Raw genomic sequence first — 18,777 nt, forward strand, 5'->3', positions numbered from 1 at the left:
GGAAGGAGTAAAGTCATGAAAATTGCTCTTTACGCGGGTTCTTTTGATCCTCTTACAAATGGTCATCTTGATGTTTTGAAAGGGTGTTTTGTGTTAGCTGATAAGGTGGTCGTCGCTATAGGGATACAGGCTGACAAAAAAACACTTTTTAGCTTCGAAGAGCGTGTTGATTTCATTACGCAGGTCGGGAAAGACTTGTTTGGTGCAGATTCTAATCGATTGCAGGTTCTTTCATTTAGCAACCTTCTCATTGAGAAGGCGCGTGAAGTTGGTGCTTCATTTCTCATTCGTGGATTGCGTGATGGTACTGATCTTGATTATGAAATGCAAATGGCCGGGATGAATGGCGTTATGGCTCCTGAATTGCAAACTGTTTTTTTGCCGGCAAGTGTTTCTGGGCGTGCGATAACTTCTACATTGGTACGCCAAATTGCCTCTATGGGAGGTGATGTAACACCATTTGTACCGCCCAATGTTGCACAAGCTTTGAGCTCGAAATTCCAATCTTTTAGGGGAGAATAATTGTGTCTCGTAGAATTTTTGCTGTTTTGATATGTGTGTTTTGTTTTTTTTCATTGTCCGCTGTCGCTGGTAATCCTAGACCAGCAAGCGATGCAAGCCTTCTTGTTTTATCTCTCAAAGATGGTGATGTCATTATTCGTCTGCGTCCTGATTTGGCGCCAAAACATGTTGCGCAAATCAAAAGATTAACAGAGGAGGGGGCCTATAATAATGTTGTGTTTCATCGCGTTATTCCTAATTTCATGGCACAAACTGGTGATGTAGAATTTGGAAAAAAAGGCAGTAGAGATTTTGATCTGAAACGCGTTGGTATGGGTGGCTCAAATTATCCCAATATACCGGCAGAGTTTTCAAAACAGCCGTTTAAGCGTGGTACAGTTGGGATGGCACGGTCACAAGATCCGGATTCCGCGAATTCTCAATTCTTCATTTGTTTTGATGATGCTGCTTTTTTAAACGGTCAGTATACGGTTGTTGGAGAGGTTATAAAGGGGATGGATGTTGTTGATAAAATAAAAAAAGGTACGACAAATAATAATGGATCTGTAAAAAATCCTGATGTTATTAATGCTGCTACTTTACAAGTTGAGAAATGAATCAAGGGAGCTTTCCATATGGCTGAGAATAAAAATCCAGAAAATACTTTAATTCTTGAAACAACAAAGGGCAGAGTTGTTATTGAGCTTTTTGCTGATTTAGCACCTTGTCATGTTGCACGTATTAAAGAATTGGTACGTGAAGGTGCTTATGATAATGTTATTTTCCATCGCGTTATTGATGGTTTTATGGCGCAAACAGGGGATGTGCAATTTGGAAAGAAGGATAGTGAAAAATTCAATTTATCACGTGCGGGTATGGGGGGGGCAGAAAAACCAAATTTAACAGCAGAGTTTTCAAATCTTTCTCATAAGCGTGGTACAGTTTCTATGGCACGGAGTCAGAATCCAAATTCTGCTAACTCTCAGTTTTTTATTTGTTTTGCAGATGCTCCGTGGCTTGATCGTCAATATTCCATATGGGGGCAGGTTGTTGAAGGTATGGAAAATGTTGATAAAATTAAACGTGGTGAACCTGTTTCAGATCCAGATTCAATTACCAAAGCCATTATTGCTGCGGATGCAAAATAGTATAAACTATACTGATTTTAATTGTAAGTTTCTAAGAAAAAAATACTCTTTTCTGATCAATAAAGGCACACAAAACTCTTTTGTAGTATCACGCTTACCTTTTATAATTTCGAGCTAACTAAGCATTGTCCTTATATTTCCTTCAATCGGATCTTCCTTAAGAATATAACGCAAAGGATTTGTACAAACACTTGTCAGAATAAGAAAACGCAAAGTCTGTCGTATTATGGTTGTTGTTTGGCAAAGTGTTTTATAAAAAATTTGGCAGTTCTCTTCCATCCATTGTCGGTCTTAATAGTTTTATGATGTTACTTTCCTGAGAGAGCGTGTGCTTTTGTTTCTGCTTGTAAATCAACATCCAATCCTAATGCAGAAGCATGTTTGAAACACATATTAAGACGGATAAGAGCTTTACTCGCTCATCCAGTTTTCTTAGCAAGGTGGAAAACCAGCATTTATATATATATTGGCGTAATATTTAAATAAGAAGACAGTTTAATCTTAGAAGAATATAATAAAGGCGCAGAAGTGAAATAAATGGCTAGTCTTGCCATCTCCTTTTTAATTCAACTTTACTTTTTTAAGTATCTAACGCAATATCTTTTAAATAATGAAGATTATGCATGGACTTACGCTTTTATTTTTCTCGTTTTTTTATAGAGGAACGCTCCAAACAGAATACACTTGTGTTGCATATTTACGTGTTTTTTTAAGAAGCATTTCTCAGTACATATCAACATTCACTTCCACGATGACATTCATGGCATGTATAGTTTTAAAGCTATAAATAGTATAAAATATTATGCACCACCATCTTTAAAGCTTGTGAAGGAGCAAACGGGTACCATCATACGCTTTTTCAGCCTCCAATGTTACGATAGAGCTTTGGTATTTGAGTATCTTTACAAAAAGCATTTTTAGTTTTTTAAAGTATTTTTATTTACACGTTAATTTCTTTTGTGAATTATCTCCAATGCCAAGAGCTATCTCAATATTGTGAGTGGATAAATGATTATGTTCATTTGCACTTTTATTAAGCGTGAGGATCGCTGTGCCCAGTAGATGAAAAATTTTTATCTGTAAAAGTTAAAGAATATTGTGAGCTGTACAATGCGTTCAAAATTTTCTTTTATGGGTACAAAGTTACTGCTTATGGAAGTATGTGAAGATGAAATTATTGTGATAATAATTTTGCAGTTCTGTTAAGGATAAGCGTAGGTATTTTGAGGTATGATATTATAAGGATTTTACTATTTTTCTAGAGTTAGATTATCACTTTTATTATGGTGATTTCTTAACAAGAAATGTTCTTTTATCTCGTTTAATTTTTGATGCTGGTTACAATATTGAGCGAATCAAAAATTAATTCATAAAGCTTATGACAATGCGCGTAAGGGGATATCTTTTTTCTTTCTATAGAGATATGCATTGATGGAATCAAAAAGACGAGAGTTATGATAAAGACATTTCATTATAGAAAAATTGCTCAAGATGGGTATGCACGTCGAGGAGAAATTATAACGGGGCGAGGATGTGTTCGTACACCCGCATTTATGCCTGTTGGGACGGCAGGAACTGTTAAGGCTATGTATATGGATCAAATTCGTGATCTTGGTGCAGATATCATTTTGGGGAATACTTATCATTTAATGTTACGTCCAGGAGCTGAACGTGTTGCGCGTTTGGGAGGATTACATGAATTTTCACGCTGGAGCGGACCTATTTTAACCGATTCTGGTGGCTTTCAGGTTATGTCATTGGCGGGAATCCGTAAAATTACTGAACAAGGTGTGATTTTTCGCTCTTACATTAATGGAGCTTACTATGAAATGAGTCCAGAGCGTTCTATTGAAATTCAAGGACTTCTTGGTGCGGATATCCAGATGCAGTTGGATCAATGTATTGCATTACCAGCAACTGAAAAAGAAATGGAAGAAGCTATGGAACTTTCATTGCGGTGGGCGCTGCGTTGTAAAACAGCTTTTGGAGATCAGCCAGATAAAGCATTGTTTGGGATTGTTCAAGGTGGTGATAATATGAAACTGCGTGAACGTTCTGCTCAAGCATTAAAAGAAATGGATTTAAAAGGTTACGCTATTGGAGGGCTTGCTGTTGGTGAGCCGCAGAGTGTTATGACAGCAGTATTGGATACTACTTGTCCGATTTTACCAGAGGATAAACCACGCTATCTTATGGGAGTAGGGACACCTGATGATATTTTACAAAGTGTTGCACGTGGTGTTGATATGTTTGATTGTGTTATGCCAACGCGTGCAGGACGTCATGGTTTAGCTTTTACCCGCTTTGGTAGAATTAATTTGCGTAATGCGCGTTATGCAGAAGATCCACATCCTCTTGATCCACAGTCACTTTGTCCAGCAGCACATGATTATAGTTGTGCTTATTTGCATCATTTGATCAAATCTGGTGAATCTCTTGGGGGGATGTTGTTGACTTGGAATAATCTTTTTTATTATCAACAACTTATGCAGGGAATTCGTGATGCCATTGAGGAAGGCTGTTATGCTGATTTTTGCGCTGAAACGCGTGCTCTATGGGCACAAGGACGCTAAAATATTAATCGTAATATAACGCCTCATTTTTTTATTGAATTTATTCTCGCACTTACAAATTTAGTTAAAAATATGAAATTAGAAACATCTTCCAAAATTATAAAATTTCACTATCTTAAAATATAACAGTGCGGTTTTATAAGGGCACATATTCTGTTTCTAATTACTATATAAAAACAGAAACTGTTACTCCGGTACGCGCTACCTGATCCGGAGAAAAACAGTTTTTCTGTTTCTGATGACTGTTTACAGCAACAATGTTAATGAGGCGTTAGCGAACTCTTAAAGAAGTATGAAAATTGTATTTTTATGAGATATTTTGTGTTTTTTATTATTAAAGGTAAAGAATGGATTATATACAATCGAACAGATAAATTTTTAGAAAATTAAAATAAAACTAAAATAAGATTACATATTTAAAATGTTATAATTTTATATTGTTATTATTTTTATATATTAATTATATATTAATATAAATATTATTTACAGAGATTTATATAATATTATTAATATTGTAAAACTAAAAAGCTATAGTTTTAATGTAATAAAAATTACATATTAATCACAATAATTATCATATATTATAAAATATAAATAGATATATTTAAACAAAACTTATTATATTTGTTTTGTACTTTGTTTATATAATTTATATGAAAATAATCATAATATATTTACGTGAATATTTTAATTTACAGATAGTGAGTTAGATATCTGATGCGATTCCTCTGTGAGGGAGGGGGAAAGATGCCTAAAAGAGGATATTTAATAAATCTAGAAACCAAGCACTATTATCATGAGAATTTTTTAAAGACTCTATAATAATTTATAAGAATGGCCTAAAGTTGAAATTATAGCTTATCGATTTGGGGGATCTGCATTTAGGTAGCAAAAATAAAGCAACAATAATTGGGGGAGAAGTTTTATCTTTGTATCAAGATAATGATGAGATATTGTTCACTTGTTTGAAATGCATTATTCAGCAAATTTTAGAATTATTTATAGGGTATAGTATATCGTTGTAAAATAAAGTTTTCACTGTAAAATTTCAACGGCTGAAAAGAGGAGACAAAGTTTATTATCTGGTATATCTGATAGAAATAGGTGAATGTGAATACGTCTATGACCTTGAGGTTTTCAAAGATTTTCCATTAAAGAATCTTACTTAAAACTCCATAAAATGCTTTATATATAAAAATATTTCTAAAACTTTATTGGGGACTATTGGGCATGCGTATAACAATGTTTTGAATTTTTGTTTGTGTGTATTACAGATATTTACAGTTAAAACTCCTATCCAGAAGTGATGATATGAGGGATTCTTATCAACAAAAGGTTCTTGCATTGGGAATTGATTCGAGAATACGACGTTTAATAATTTTAGCTCTTGCCGTGGGCAGTTTTGCTATTGGTACTGCAGAGTTTGTTGCAATGGGGCTACTGCCAGAGATGGCACGAAGTTCCTATGTTGATATTCCTACCGCTGGTCAATATATTTCTGCTTATGCATTAGGAGTTGTGATTGGAGCACCTCTTTTAGCTGTGGCAACAGCTCAGGTATCACGCAAAACTGTTTTGATAGGCTTGATGCTTTTTTATGCCTTAGCAAATATTGCTAGTGCCTTTGTTTCTGATTTTAGCATATTAGTAGTATTACGCTTTCTCAGTGGACTTCCCCATGGAATCTATTTTGGACTTGCGGCTATGGTTGCCTCTTCAATGGTAGAAATGAAAGAACGTTCTAAAGCTGTTGGATATGTTATGCTTGGCTTAACAATTGCAACCGTTTTGGGAGCACCCAGTGCTACTTGGATTGGTCAACTTATTGGTTGGCAGATTGCTTTTGTCCTTGTGGGGATGATCGCTTTATTATGTTGTTTGCTTATTTGGAATTTTTTTCCTTGTGATTCAAGTTTTCCAAAAACGAATCCTTTGCAAGAAATGGGTGCATTAAAGCAAAAGCAGGTGTGGCTTCTTTTGTTGATGGTGTCGGTGGGAGCGTCAGGATTATTTTCTGTTTTCACTTATATCAAGCCAACATTAATGCATATTTCTGGTGTTTCACTTGAGTTGGTACCATTTATTATGCCGTTAGTTGGATTGGGAATGGTGATAGGAAATCTCTTGGGGCCTAAATTAGCTGTTAAAATTGGTATTTCGCCGATGATATTTTTTTCTATGCTTTGGAGCGTATTTGTTTTTTTTATTTTTTTCTTTTTATCCTATGCTCCGTTAACAGCGGCAATAGGATGCTTTTTTGTTGGAACTTCTTTTGCTGCTATGCCTTCTATACAAACAAAAATTATGGATGTTGCACTACAGGGACAGATTTTGGCAGGAGCATTAATGCAGTCTGCTTTTAATATTGCCAACGCTCTTGGTGCAGAATCTGGAGCATTAGTTTTAAAATTGGGTTATAGTTATGAATATACAGCTGTTTTAGGAAGTGTTCTAACTTTGTGTGGATTAATGGTTTTTTGCGTCTCATGGTATATGGAGAAGCATGTTTAATGTTTTTCATTTTTAAAATGAAGAAGGTATTTTTATGTTTATTTAATTATTGGAATGTCCTGTTGGATTTTTTAACATGCAGTAAGAAATGCGCAGCGCTAATGGAATAGCAAAACAAAATAAAAAACCAATGAGCACTACAAGAAGAGTTTTTGCTGCTAAGATCATTCCTATTGTTCCTCCAGGATTAAAGAGTCCGGCAAGATTGGTGATAACTCCGGCTAGAGTTGCACTCAATGCAGCTGAAAATAGTTGTACGGAGGTAAGGGATTCACTGGCACGGAGAGCATCTTCATCATTTGTACATTGTAAAATTCGTGTGAGCAAATGTGGCCATGCTATGCCCGCACTGATTCCAATAGAAAATAGTGCTAAGCAAATAATAAAAATATATTCAAGCGTGGAAACTTCTGTTGGTATGAGCCATAAAAGAATCGCTATGCCTAACAGTTTTAATAGGGGCGAGTATATAATGATGTTGCGAATTTTTTTTGTGGAGACAGCAGCACTTGAGAGGGCTCCACACGTCCACCCTAGGCTCATAAGTGTTGCTATATAACCGGCTATAAGTGGAGCTTGTCCATGAAGTTCTTGAAGAAAAAGTGGTAAATAAAGTTCTATACTGTACACGACTGTTGTCATAACGAGTATTAATGCGTAAACAGGAAAAATTTCAGAAGAGAAAGAAAAGGATTTGCGCGGCAACATAGGATGAAAGCTATATGATTCGATTTTTGCTAAAACAAAGAGAAGACTAAGTCCAATAACTAATCCGCAAATTTTTGCCATTGTTGTGTCCATAGCTCCTCCAACAGAGATGATAAAAATCAATAAGGTGAGTGTGAGAAGCTGGAGAAGAGGGAGGGGGGATGTTGGAACATAGTTTTCATTCTTTTTGGGTAAAATTTTAAAGGCTATGAGTGAGAAGAATATAGCTAATGCGCCAATGATCCAAAAGGATGCTCTCCATAGGCCATAATATACAGAAATTCCTCCGATTGCTGGTCCTAACAAGGTTGATATTCCCCACATTCCAGAGATAACACTTAATGCGTGTGACCATAAAGATGGGCTGAAAACAATACGTACCATGGAATAGGATAGAGATAACAAAGAACCACTTCCCAATCCTTGAATAAAGCGTCCTATTAAAAATAATGGCATAGATGAAGAAATGCTGCACAGGAAAGTGCCTAGGGTAAAGATAAGACCAGAGATAACATAAGCGTTGCGAGGACCTAATTTCCCTAATATTTTTGTTGCAAGTGAAGTACCAAGGAGTGAAGCTGTAATAAAGACAGTCGCCACCCAAGAATAATATTCATTGCCAATATGATTTATAAGGGAAGGTAAAATAGTAATGACAATATAAACATTGGTAGCGTGTAATATAACACCACCTGTAAACGTTAAAAAGCAAAGACCATTTTTACCCAATAAAAGCTCAGACCAGCTCTGTTGTTTCACTGCTTTTTGCTATTTAATAAAAATTTATCCTCTTTTTACTTATAAGGTACTTCTTTGAATTTGCCAAGAGAAATTCAAAGCTCTGTTTAGAGCTTTGAATTTTAATTTAATTAATAACTTAATTGCCCATTGCTTTTTTGAGATTCTCATCAATTTTATCGAGGAAACCTGTTGTAGAAAGCCATTTTTGTTTAGGCCCAATCAAAAGTGCGAGATCTTTAGTCATAAAACCTTCTTCGACGGTTTTAATACAAACTTCTTCCAATGTCGTGGAAAAGTTTTTTAATTTCTCATTGTTATCTAGTTTAGCACGGTGCGCCAGTCCACGTGTCCATGCGAAAATAGATGCAATAGAATTTGTTGATGTTTCTTCGCCTCTTTGATGCTGACGGTAATGGCGTGTTACGGTGCCGTGTGCCGCCTCTGCTTCAACAATTTTACCATCAGGTGTCATGAGAACAGAAGTCATGAGACCAAGAGAACCAAAGCCTTGGGCAACAATATCAGATTGGACATCACCATCATAGTTTTTACATGCCCATACGTATCCACCTGACCACTTTAATGCAGAAGCAACCATATCATCAATAAGACGGTGTTCGTAATATAATTTACGGTTTTCAAATTCAGTTTTAAATTCCATATCGAATATTTCTTGAAAGATATCTTTAAAACGACCATCGTAAGCTTTTAGAATGGTATTTTTTGTTGAAAGATAAACTGGAACATTCCGTTGTAGTCCATAATTAAAGGATGCGCGGGCAAAATCACGAATTGACTCATCAAGGTTATACATAGCCATGGCAACCCCTGCGCTTGGAGCATCAAAAACATCATGTTCAATAACTTGATTGTCATCACCTACAAATTTAATACTTAATTTCCCTTTTCCTGGAAATTTAAAATCTGTTGCCTTGTATTGATCGCCAAAAGCGTGACGTCCTATAATAATTGGCTTTGTCCAGTTAGGAATAAGGCGAGGGACATTTTTACAGATAATGGGTTCGCGAAAAATGACTCCTCCTAAAATATTGCGGATTGTACCATTAGGTGATTTCCACATTTTTTTTAGGTTAAATTCTTTAACGCGTGCCTCATCAGGTGTGATGGTTGCGCATTTTATACCAACCCCATATTCTTTTATAGCATTGGCAGAATCGATTGTTACTTGATCATTGGTTGCATCACGATTTTCGACGGAAAGATCATAATACTTTAGATCAATGTCGAGGTAGGGATGGATTAATTTATCTTTGATATATTTCCAGATGATGCGGGTCATCTCATCCCCATCAAGTTCAACAACGGGGTTTTCTACTTTGATCTTTACCATTAGAAATCCTTTTTCTTTTAAGCGATACTACTTGTATAACACTTTCAAGTTTATAATGAAAAGTAAAAACAAGGGAAAAAAGCATTCAAATATGAACTTTTAGAATATATTATCATAGAGTGTAAAATTTTGTTTGAGGGTTTAATCTTTGAAAAGAAGTGATGTGTTTATAAATCTATAAGTATTCTATGATTGATGAAGAATCTGTTTAATAGATAAGGTAGTTAGATCACCGAGAGACGGGGATTATGCGTTTTTATTATCAGAGATTCCATTTAATAAATTGATCGTATTCTGAATTATAGTTTCTTGATTTGTTGTGTGAGGTGAATAAGCATCTATTTTTTATATTGCTATTTCAACTCTAAGATTACGGTTTGTTTATTTATAAAAAGTTTAATGTGATAACAAAGGCACTGTAATTAGAAATGCTTCATATAAAATGCGTTTGGGATAAACTTCAGTTTTGAAGGTTGGAAAAAACGTATAAATGATGTGGCTGGTTTAATTTAAAAATTAACAGCATACGCAAGAATATGACTTATAAAATTACCGTATCGCGAGCTAGAATACTCTAATTCTTATATTTTATAGATTCTTATTGTTATAACTGTGCGCAGTAAAGCACTATCCTCGAAATGCAACAAAGAAATTAATCACCTAATGATTCTTGTATCCTTTTTACAAAGAGATTCCTTTTAAAATCTTGTTCTCTCGTCTTTATTTATGCATCCCTCATTTTTAAAAACACAAATAAAATGAATATATTACACATAGAAAAAAGGAGGATGGTACGCCCAAGGGGAATCGAACCCCTGTTTCCGCCGTGAAAGGGCGATGTCCTAACCGCTAGACGATGGGCGCAAACCAATGATGAGGCTTATAGAGAGGATCTTTTTACTTCGCAAGCCCTCTGTGTCATTTTTTTTTGAAAAAAGTGTGTTTTATTGAATAATTTTTGAGAAACTCTTGTTTGAATCATCTTATTTTCTAAGATTTTTTGTAGAAAAAATGTAAAGTTATCATCATTGATAGAAAGTTTTGATGTGGGTATCATCTCAGCAAATGATATTTGCATTTATTTTCAGTTTGAAAAGTAGGCAAAAATGATCAAAACAGCATTTTAAATGTATTTATTTTTTACATATTTTATCGTTTGTTATCTTTGTTGTCACATGAGAATATTATTTAACTTGCTTGAAAGAGCCTTTATACGGAAGATTTCTCATTTGAGCTTATCATAAAGCAAAAACTGTATAATTTATAAAGTAGAAATACAATATTTATTACCAAATTAACAAATGATACTAATCATACAAAAGTTTTTTTATGAATAATCCATAGATTACTTACAATTTAACAAAATATAAATAGATATCTGTATAATAAAAATGAAAATATTAAATCAATTTTTATAGAATATATTAAAAATATTTTTTATATTTACTTTTACATGTCTGTAAGAAATTTAAGATTAAAAAACCTTCATTTGCTCTTTTATATATTGAGAAGGTTCTTGATTTGAAAATGAATTAGCGTGGATAAAGGGTAGATTGAGTTTTTTCTCATTTCAATTCGCTAGTTTTTTAAAGAGGTGGCAATAAGTTGAGATAAAATATTCAAATTTTGAAACTTTATTCTCTATATTTATAATATTTCAGAATTATGGTGTGCGCATATTAAGTTTTGTTTTTTACTTTAATGTAAGGTTCTATTTTGATATATGAGTGCGTTAAGATTTTGCATTAAAGATTTATATTTAAAGCTATGGAATGGTAGGAAGAAATGTGTTATTATGTACTGATCTACTTTATTTTATCCATTCTCTTAATTTATCATATAAAAGAATGTTTTTTGTTCCATACTTGTTGATTTAGAAGAGATGTTTTATTCTTTCTTACTAAGTCTTCAATATTCTTTAACTTGTTATTGATTATTTTTTAGAACTTTTCTTTATGGAAACTTGCATTTATCAGTTTTACAGATTTTCATTCTGAATTAAATATTTTATAAAGATTCTGAAATCTTTGAAGACAATAAATATTATATTTTTAGGAATGTTGATTGAACAAGCGGGGATAATTCTATTGGAAAAAATGAAGTGAATAGAGCGGGGTATTTCTTTTGTTCTTATGGATGTAAATATTCTTTGTGTTGATTGGCACATCATTTAAACGATTTTTCAATGAAGATAGGGATCAGTGGTTAATAATGGCAGAAGCTTTAAAAGTTGGTGTTGCGGGACTTGGTACGGTTGGTACTTCAGTTGTTCGAGCTCTATGTGAAAAAGCGAATAGTTTAGCTTGTCAATGTGGGCGATTCATCAAAGTTGTTGCTGTTAGTGCGCGCGATAAAGGCCGCAATCGTGGACTTGATCTCAGTGATATAAAATGGTTTGATTCACCTGTGGAGTTGGCTGCTTCTGATGAGATTGATGTTTTTGTAGAGTTAATTGGTGGTGAATTGGATGTGGTGTATACCGCTGTTAAGAGAGCGCTTGAGGCGGGACATCATGTTGTAACAGCCAATAAAGCTCTTCTTGCTCGACATGGAGTAGAGCTGGCTATAATTGCAGAAAAAAAAGGTGTTTTTCTTCATTTTGAAGCAGCTGTTGCAGGGGGGATTCCTGTCATCAAAGCGATGAGAGAATCACTTGTTAGTAATCGCATATCGCGAATTTATGGTATTCTCAATGGAACCTGTAATTATATATTAACACGCATGTTTACGGAAGGTCTTTCATTTAAAGATTGTTTAGCAGATGCACAGAGACTTGGGTATGCTGAAGCAGATCCAACTTTTGATATTGAGGGAAATGATACTGCTCATAAATTAGCTTTGTTGACAAGCTTGGCATTTGGAACAGCTATTTCGTTAGATGATGTTTATGTTGAAGGAATTCATAATATTTCGCAAATTGATATTCGAGCAGCTGATGAATTGGGGTATCGGATTAAGCTTTTAGGGGTTGCATTAAAAACGGATTCTGGAATAGAGCAACGCGTTCATCCAACAATGGTACCAGCATCCTCAATGATTGCACAGATAAATGGTGTAACCAATGCTCTTTCTATTCAAAGTGATTTATTAGGTGAATTACTGTTTTCTGGTCCTGGCGCTGGAGGAAAGGCAACAGCATCAGCCGTTATTGGTGATTTGGCTGATATAGCAAAAGCGCGTTCTGGTTTTCAGTATGCACCTGTTTTAAGACGCCCAGCATTAGAACTTGCTCCTCATAAAAAAGCACGTATTTCGCATCATGCAGGTGGTTATTTTATTCGTTTAAATGTTCATGATCGTACTGGTGTTTTTGCCGCGGTCGCAAGGCATATGGCTGATAATCACATCTCATTGGAGTCGATTGTTCAAAGATCTTTTGTAGAAGATCAAATTGAAAAAACAATTATTTTAATTACGCATGAAACAACAGAGGTGAATGTACGACAGGCACTTGCAGAAATTGAAAAAGATGGACATCTTGTTGCAAAATCTCAATTTATTCGTATTGAACCTATGGCAAAGAATTGATAACTTTCTTGATAATAAAAACGCACGCTTGAGTTCTTTTATCTCTTGTGAAAAATTTTCATCTTTGCCAAAAAACTTTATTCTTAGTATTTAATAAGGACTCATATTTTTCTGGTATTCATTCGGTAGGATTTTTTCATATGCCCACAACTCAGAAGATTTTAAATGGACTTGATCGTATTTTGACGCTTGAATTGGTACGTGTTACTGAACGTGCTGCTGTTGCTGCTGCACGCTGGCGCGGACGTGGCGATGAAAAGGCAGCGGATCAGGCTGCTGTAGATGCAATGCGGCAAGAACTTAATCGATTGCCTATTGATGGTACAGTGGTGATTGGTGAAGGTGAGCGGGATGAAGCGCCTATGCTTTATATTGGAGAAAAAGTGGGTCTTCAAAGTGGATTGGCGATCGATATTGCACTTGATCCACTAGAGGGTACAACACTTTGTGCTAAAAATATTGCTAATTCTTTGGCAGTAGTTGCAATTGCTGAAAAGGGTAATCTCCTTTACGCTCCTGATGTTTATATGAACAAAATTGCTATTGGTCCTGGTTATCCAAAGGGAATAGTCGATATAGATGCTTCTCCTACCGATAATATACATGCTCTTGCGAAGGCTAAAGGAGTGGCTGTTAATCAGATTGTTGTTTGTATTATGGATAGACCTCGTCATGAAAAATTGGTTGATGAAGTACGAGCGACAGGGGCGTCGATTCGCTTGATTGGGGATGGAGATGTGGCTGCTGTTATTGATACAACTGATCCAGAAGAAACAGGTATTGATATCTATATGGGGATTGGTGGAGCACCTGAAGGTGTTTTAGCTTCTGCTGCTTTGCGCTGCATTGGAGGACAGATGCAAGGTCGTTTGCTGCTTGATACAGAAGAGAAAATTGCTCGTGCAGCTAAAATGGGGATTAGTGATCCCAATAAGGTTTATACAATGGAAGAAATGGCAAAGGGTGATGTTTTGTTTTCAGCAACAGGGGTGACAGATGGTAATATGCTTTCTGGTGTTAAATTTACACCTCACTACATTCAAACGGAAACTCTCGTAATGCGCTCCCATACGGGTACAGTTCGTAATATTAAAGCACAGCATAGAGATCATTCAAAATTTGATTAATGTTTTCTTTTTTATCACTAAAAATAAAAGGAGTTTTTTTAGGAAATACGCTCCCATGGAGCTACTTTCATGGAAGCGTTTATAGATATGGGAATACCCTTAATATTATGAGAGCTGCACAGAATGCACCCAGCCATTTTTATCTTCTATGTTCCCTTTTTGAATGCCAACCAATTGTGTACGAAGCTGCTTTGTGACTTCTCCAACTGTTTCATTTCCAATAATAAATTCTCCTCCTTTATATCTAAAACGACCAATTGATGTGACAACGGCAGCTGTACCACAAGCAAAGGATTCTTTAAGGTGTCCACTCTTTGCATCTTCTTGAAGCGCTGCAAAAGAATAAGGACGCTCTTCTATTTTTAATCCCATTTGTTTTGCCAACTCTAAGAGTGAATGACGTGTTATTCCTGGAAGGATAGTTCCATTAAGTGGGGGGGTTACAAGTGTATTATTGTCCATAATAAAGCAGACATTCATACCACCAAGTTCTTCAATCCATTTATGTTCAATCATATCAAGAAAGAGTACTTGGCTACAATTGTTTTCAGTTGCACTTTTTTGTGCAAGTAAGCTTGCTGCATAGTTTCCACCACATTTGGCAGCCCCTGTTCCTCTTGGACCGGCACGACTATAATCTGTTTCAATCCAGACGCTGACAGATTTTTCTTCTCCTTTGAAATAGGATTCAACTGGAGAGGCTATGATACAAAAAAGATATTCTTGAGAAGGGCGGACTCCCAAAAAGTTTTCATTGCCAAACATAAATGGACGGATATAGAGGCTAGCGTTGGGCTGATCAGAAACCCATTTTTGATCAATCTTTACTAATTGATGAACGGCATCCAGAAAAATATCTTTTGGCAATTCTGGCATAGCTAAACGCCTCGCTGATTCTATAAAGCGTTGTGCATTGGCATCAGGACGGAAGAGCAAGATGCGCCCATCTTTTGCACGATATGCTTTTAAACCCTCAAAAATTTCCTGTCCGTAATGTAAAACGGTACTTGCAGGGTTAATTTCTAAAGCTTTGTATTGAGAGATGATAGCATTGTGCCAGCCTTTGTCTTCAGTCCATTGAATAGTACACATGTGGTCTGTAAAAAATTGCCCAAAACCGGGACTTTTTAAAATTTCTTCATATTTTTCTTCTGACAGAGGAGATGGGTGTTTTTCTATTTTAAAGGGAAGCGATGATATGGGAGATTTCATAAAAAACCTTTTGAGTATGTTTCATTTTTATTAATAAAAATAATGAAATATTTTGGTTATAACTCTATTATTAACAAAACCTTTGTGTCAATGTTTTATTATAGAATAAAAATGGGTTTATTATAGAATTCAAAGGCTAAGGTAGGGTAGATATTTTAATTCTATCCTCGCCTCTTTTTCTCAACTTTATGAAGTAAGCTGGAACTTTTGTCTATAATTATCGTTTTCTCATAATAAGTATCTGAATAATTTCATATATGCATATTTTCTAGAAATTTAAAGGTAAGGGAATTGAGAAAAGGAATCCACTATGATTGATAAAAATTATCACACATATGAAGAACGTATGGCCGCAGAAAGAAAAGGTCGTGAACAACGTGTTTCAATCGCTAAGGGTATTTTTGCTATTCTTCTTGCGATGGTTATTATTTGGTTTATTTTTGGTTTTTTAGGATCTTTTTTTGCAAAATCTCCTGAACATAGTTCGCGTTATAATACTCCAGAAACAAGCCAAAGTGTAACAACGCCCAAAAAAGATTTAAATTCGCTTCCTCCTGTACCTTATACCTATAAGGGTACGGAGTGATTTTTTCATAAATATAATCTTTTAGATAGGGCGAAAATCGACGTAGATTAAGGAATAAAGTCAGCACAAAGACATAAAAAGATTGGAACGATTTTAATTTCTGAAGTTTTTGATAAGTAATTAAATGGTATGAAAATAAATCATGCAACGGTTTTAACAACCGTTGCATGTTTGGTTTAGCGTGTGATGAAGCAGCTTCCACCAGAACTTTTAATGGATTCACAAAGGATTATGGCTTCATTACGGTCTTGCGCTTGAATCCGAACACGGTAATAAGTACCTTTTCCTGGTATAAAAGCGGATTGAATATTTAAAGAACGGGCGCCAATAAGGAATCCAAATTTAGATTTCATATTTTTTAAAGAATTTCTAGCGAGCTCATGCGTTGGTTGAGATGCAAGTTGTACGTAATAACTTTCTGAATTTTGTGCTGCGACTCTGTTTGGTGATGTGGAGCGAGACGCGGCTGGTGTTTCAACTTGTGTATTTCTTTCTGCATGAGAAGGAATAGGGATAAATTTTTCTTCAATATTTGAGCTAGAATTATTTTCTGCAATTATTTTATCAATATTATTTTTGAGATCATGATCTCTTTCTTGGTCGTTTATATCAGAATCATGCGACGAAACAAGGGACGAATCTTGAAGTTCATTAGAAGCTTGATCAATGCTTTCTTCAGATTGAGCAGCAGTTTTGCTGTTTGTTTGATGCGCGGGGGCTAGTGTAACTGTACCATCTTGATTGACAATAACAGTTTGTACTTCTCGCATTGGAATAGTATGGTTTATAGCTTCTGTGACTGCATCTTCAACATCAGATTCATTTAAAGACGATGAGGAAACGTTTGAAGATTCTTCAGGGTTTAATTCTTTTAAATTTTCAGGTTGTTCAGAGTTATCAATAAGAAATTGTTGTGTATTTTCTTGTTTCTCATTTTGTTCAGTTGTTTGTTTATAGATATCTAAATTATGTGCAACATCATTTTTCGTTTCAGTTGTTTCTGGTTTGAATTTAAAAGGCGTATTATCAGCGTGGATAATGACCGTTTCTTCATTTTTTTGTGATGGCATAAAAAAGTGAGAATAACCTGCAAATCCAATTCCTATTAAAATAAGTATAAAAAAACCTTTAATGAAAGTTTTACCAAAAATAAAACTTTTTAAGGGAGGAGGAGCTGATGGATGCGTGGGAACCTCATCTGAGCTTGTGTATGATGAATTCTCGCTAAAAGAGGGGAAATTATATTCCATATTGGCAGAAGAAGAATAGTCGGAATTTTGTTCTTTAGAGTTTATATAAACACCTTCTTTTGAATTTTGCATAGACTGATGAAAAACTTCACTAAAAACTTCATTCTTCTGTTGTTTTTGAGAAAAATTATCTGTTGGAACATTTCCTACATTGAGTACATCAGCAAATTCTTCTTCTAAACCACCATTAGTTGGCACATCATATTCTGGCGCTTCATACGGGACTTCTGGAACCATAATAGGACCAGTTTTTTCTACGATTTCCTCTGAAAATTTATAAGTATCAACATTGGGAGGGGGAGTATCTCTGTGCGTATAGTTATGGGCAAAAAAGCCATCCGTTTGTTTTATATTTAAAGAGGGTGATGAGGAAAGAAACTCATCTAAATTATTTTCATTATATGAAATTTCTCTATTTGGGTTAGAGGCACCTTCGGCATTATTGATGTATTGGGCTCGAGCCTCATCATATATCGGAACTTTTTCGCTATAAGTTTCTTGTTGTGAGGGGGGGGCTTCAAAAAAATGGGGATAATTGGTTGTATGATCTTCTTGTGAAGCCCCCTTTAAATAAGATTGTCTATCAACTGGTGGAGAATCTAAAGGTGAGGAGAAGGCACTTGTTGTTTGATTTATTGCAGTGTTTTGTCTTTCTGACACAAGATTAGAAGATGAGAAAAACTCATTTTCCTCTGTAGAAGAGGAGGCATCAGGATAATCTTTTTTAATCCAATTTTCTTGATCAGCTGAAATTTTATAGGGATGGTTTATAGGAGTGTCATAGAGGTTTGGATTGTCATCATAAGTTTTTTGTATATTCGTAGTCTCAGGTTGTTGTGAATTTATTTGTGAAAAACGATTGGTTTGTTCAACATCTTCTGGCATCTCTCTCTTATTTTCACGCCTTTCAGATTTATCAAAAAAGAAATTTTCTGATTCTGATTGTGACATAAGATTACTTTTTTCAAGAAAAGGATCAGCACTGGTTGCTGTTGTTTTCTGTTGATGTGATTGATTCTTTGGGATTGGTAATGGAGAAAGCTCATCTAAAATTTGTTCTTCATCATGACTGCTAGGTGAAGAATATTTCTCTTCAGATAAATTATTTTGTTTTGAATGGTTGAAAGAAGCAGAGTGTGCAATATTTGAGGCTGTTGCGTTGCTGGTTGCATGCAAGTCCCATTGTTTTTTTTGATCATCAAACGGTAAGTCATGTGCTAAATTATTTTCAAGTTCCTCTTCTAGAAAGGACAAATCAAAATCATCATCATGGGATGATATTTCGGGGTGAGATGTTGATCGATCTGTTTTTAAAGAAGATTGCTCATTTTGGTTTCCGCTTTGTTTGTGCGGATTAAAAATGCGCGTAAGCCTTTCTAAAGGATCATGGTGTTCATGATCGTGTTTTGTTTCGTGTAGATTTTTGCGATCGTTATCGCTCATAGCTTTTCTCACATGGTGGTTTGCACTTACGTGCAATCAATGGTTGATTTTGATTTGTTATATTAAAATTATAAATTTTCCCCCTCTCATGCAATGAT

General features: G+C 35.1%; 11 protein-coding genes, 1 tRNA gene and 1 pseudogene. 8 read left to right on the forward strand and 5 right to left on the reverse strand.

Annotation, left to right across the window (positions count from 1 at the left end):
• Window positions 1–15: 15 nt before the first annotated feature.
• The 5 genes and pseudogenes from coaD (at window position 16) to ACFIKN_RS02720 (ending at window position 6,733) form a co-directional block, all read left to right on the forward strand.
• Window positions 16–535: pseudogene (gene coaD / locus ACFIKN_RS02700) on the forward strand (pantetheine-phosphate adenylyltransferase).
• The gene (locus tag ACFIKN_RS02705) at window positions 525–1,118 is read left to right on the forward strand and encodes a peptidylprolyl isomerase (protein ID WP_375654505.1); all 594 of its coding nucleotides are present in this window, start codon (window positions 525–527) and stop codon (window positions 1,116–1,118) included. The pseudogene coaD and the gene ACFIKN_RS02705 overlap by 11 nt, the downstream one beginning before the upstream one ends.
• Before the next feature lie 18 nt (window positions 1,119–1,136).
• Window positions 1,137–1,649 carry a peptidylprolyl isomerase gene (locus ACFIKN_RS02710; protein ID WP_273791487.1) on the forward strand — a complete coding sequence of 171 codons (513 nt, stop codon included), beginning with the start codon at window positions 1,137–1,139 and terminating at the stop codon, window positions 1,647–1,649.
• Window positions 1,650–3,103: 1,454 nt separating this feature from the next.
• Entirely contained in the window at window positions 3,104–4,222 is a 1,119-nt protein-coding gene (gene tgt, locus ACFIKN_RS02715; RefSeq protein ID WP_273791486.1) for a tRNA guanosine(34) transglycosylase Tgt, read from the forward strand.
• A 1,311-nt stretch (window positions 4,223–5,533) separates the two neighbouring features.
• Entirely contained in the window at window positions 5,534–6,733 is a 1,200-nt protein-coding gene (locus ACFIKN_RS02720; protein ID WP_375657874.1) for an MFS transporter, read from the forward strand.
• Between the two features lie 42 nt (window positions 6,734–6,775).
• On the opposite strand, the gene ACFIKN_RS02725 is transcribed toward ACFIKN_RS02720, so the two are convergent.
• From ACFIKN_RS02725 to ACFIKN_RS02735, 3 genes are all read right to left on the reverse strand, one after another.
• Window positions 6,776–8,200: an MFS transporter gene (locus ACFIKN_RS02725; protein WP_375631314.1), complete on the reverse strand. Its 1,425-nt coding sequence runs from the start codon at window positions 8,198–8,200 to the stop codon at window positions 6,776–6,778.
• Between the two features lie 118 nt (window positions 8,201–8,318).
• Window positions 8,319–9,533, reverse strand: a complete 1,215-nt coding sequence (locus ACFIKN_RS02730) for an NADP-dependent isocitrate dehydrogenase (RefSeq protein ID WP_375631315.1) — start codon at window positions 9,531–9,533, stop codon at window positions 8,319–8,321.
• Between the two features lie 789 nt (window positions 9,534–10,322).
• A tRNA-Glu gene (locus tag ACFIKN_RS02735) sits at window positions 10,323–10,397 on the reverse strand.
• A gap of 1,347 nt (window positions 10,398–11,744) precedes the next feature.
• Between ACFIKN_RS02735 and ACFIKN_RS02740 the strand changes: the two genes are divergently transcribed.
• Window positions 11,745–13,061 carry a homoserine dehydrogenase gene (locus ACFIKN_RS02740; RefSeq protein WP_273791204.1) on the forward strand — a complete coding sequence of 439 codons (1,317 nt, stop codon included), beginning with the start codon at window positions 11,745–11,747 and terminating at the stop codon, window positions 13,059–13,061.
• Between the two features lie 140 nt (window positions 13,062–13,201).
• Window positions 13,202–14,188: a class II fructose-bisphosphatase gene (gene glpX / locus ACFIKN_RS02745; RefSeq protein ID WP_375657875.1), complete on the forward strand. Its 987-nt coding sequence runs from the start codon at window positions 13,202–13,204 to the stop codon at window positions 14,186–14,188.
• A gap of 105 nt (window positions 14,189–14,293) precedes the next feature.
• Here the strand turns inward: glpX and ACFIKN_RS02750 are convergent, their stop codons facing one another.
• Window positions 14,294–15,400, reverse strand: a complete 1,107-nt coding sequence (locus ACFIKN_RS02750; RefSeq protein ID WP_375637461.1) for a branched-chain amino acid aminotransferase — start codon at window positions 15,398–15,400, stop codon at window positions 14,294–14,296.
• Window positions 15,401–15,710: 310 nt separating this feature from the next.
• On the opposite strand from ACFIKN_RS02750, the gene ACFIKN_RS02755 reads away from it, so the two are divergent.
• A complete protein-coding gene (locus ACFIKN_RS02755) occupies window positions 15,711–15,986 on the forward strand; it encodes a hypothetical protein (protein ID WP_273791201.1) in 276 nt (91 codons plus the stop codon).
• A 176-nt stretch (window positions 15,987–16,162) separates the two neighbouring features.
• Here ACFIKN_RS02755 and ACFIKN_RS02760 read toward each other — a convergent pair whose 3' ends face one another.
• Complete coding sequence (locus tag ACFIKN_RS02760; protein ID WP_375657876.1) at window positions 16,163–18,679, reverse strand: SPOR domain-containing protein; 2,517 nt, start codon at window positions 18,677–18,679, stop codon at window positions 16,163–16,165.
• Between the last annotated feature and the right edge of the window lie 98 nt (window positions 18,680–18,777).

The sequence above is a fragment of the Bartonella sp. CL436QHHD genome (assembly GCF_042195105.1).
Lineage (GTDB): Bacteria > Pseudomonadota > Alphaproteobacteria > Rhizobiales > Rhizobiaceae > Bartonella.

What these genes read in the sequence shown, in the direction of transcription:
- ACFIKN_RS02710 (WP_273791487.1), top strand. Translation starts at nt 1,137, where the DNA reads ATGGCTGAGAATAAAAATCCAGAAAATACTTTAATTCTTGAAACAACA.
- tgt (WP_273791486.1), top strand. Translation starts at nt 3,104, where the DNA reads ATGATAAAGACATTTCATTATAGAAAAATTGCTCAAGATGGGTATGCA.
- ACFIKN_RS02720 (WP_375657874.1), top strand. Translation starts at nt 5,534, where the DNA reads ATGAGGGATTCTTATCAACAAAAGGTTCTTGCATTGGGAATTGATTCG.
- ACFIKN_RS02730 (WP_375631315.1), bottom strand. Translation starts at nt 9,533, where the DNA reads ATGGTAAAGATCAAAGTAGAAAACCCCGTTGTTGAACTTGATGGGGAT.
- ACFIKN_RS02740 (WP_273791204.1), top strand. Translation starts at nt 11,745, where the DNA reads ATGGCAGAAGCTTTAAAAGTTGGTGTTGCGGGACTTGGTACGGTTGGT.
- glpX (WP_375657875.1), top strand. Translation starts at nt 13,202, where the DNA reads ATGCCCACAACTCAGAAGATTTTAAATGGACTTGATCGTATTTTGACG.
- ACFIKN_RS02750 (WP_375637461.1), bottom strand. Translation starts at nt 15,400, where the DNA reads ATGAAATCTCCCATATCATCGCTTCCCTTTAAAATAGAAAAACACCCA.
- ACFIKN_RS02755 (WP_273791201.1), top strand. Translation starts at nt 15,711, where the DNA reads ATGATTGATAAAAATTATCACACATATGAAGAACGTATGGCCGCAGAA.
- ACFIKN_RS02760 (WP_375657876.1), bottom strand. Translation starts at nt 18,679, where the DNA reads ATGAGCGATAACGATCGCAAAAATCTACACGAAACAAAACACGATCAT.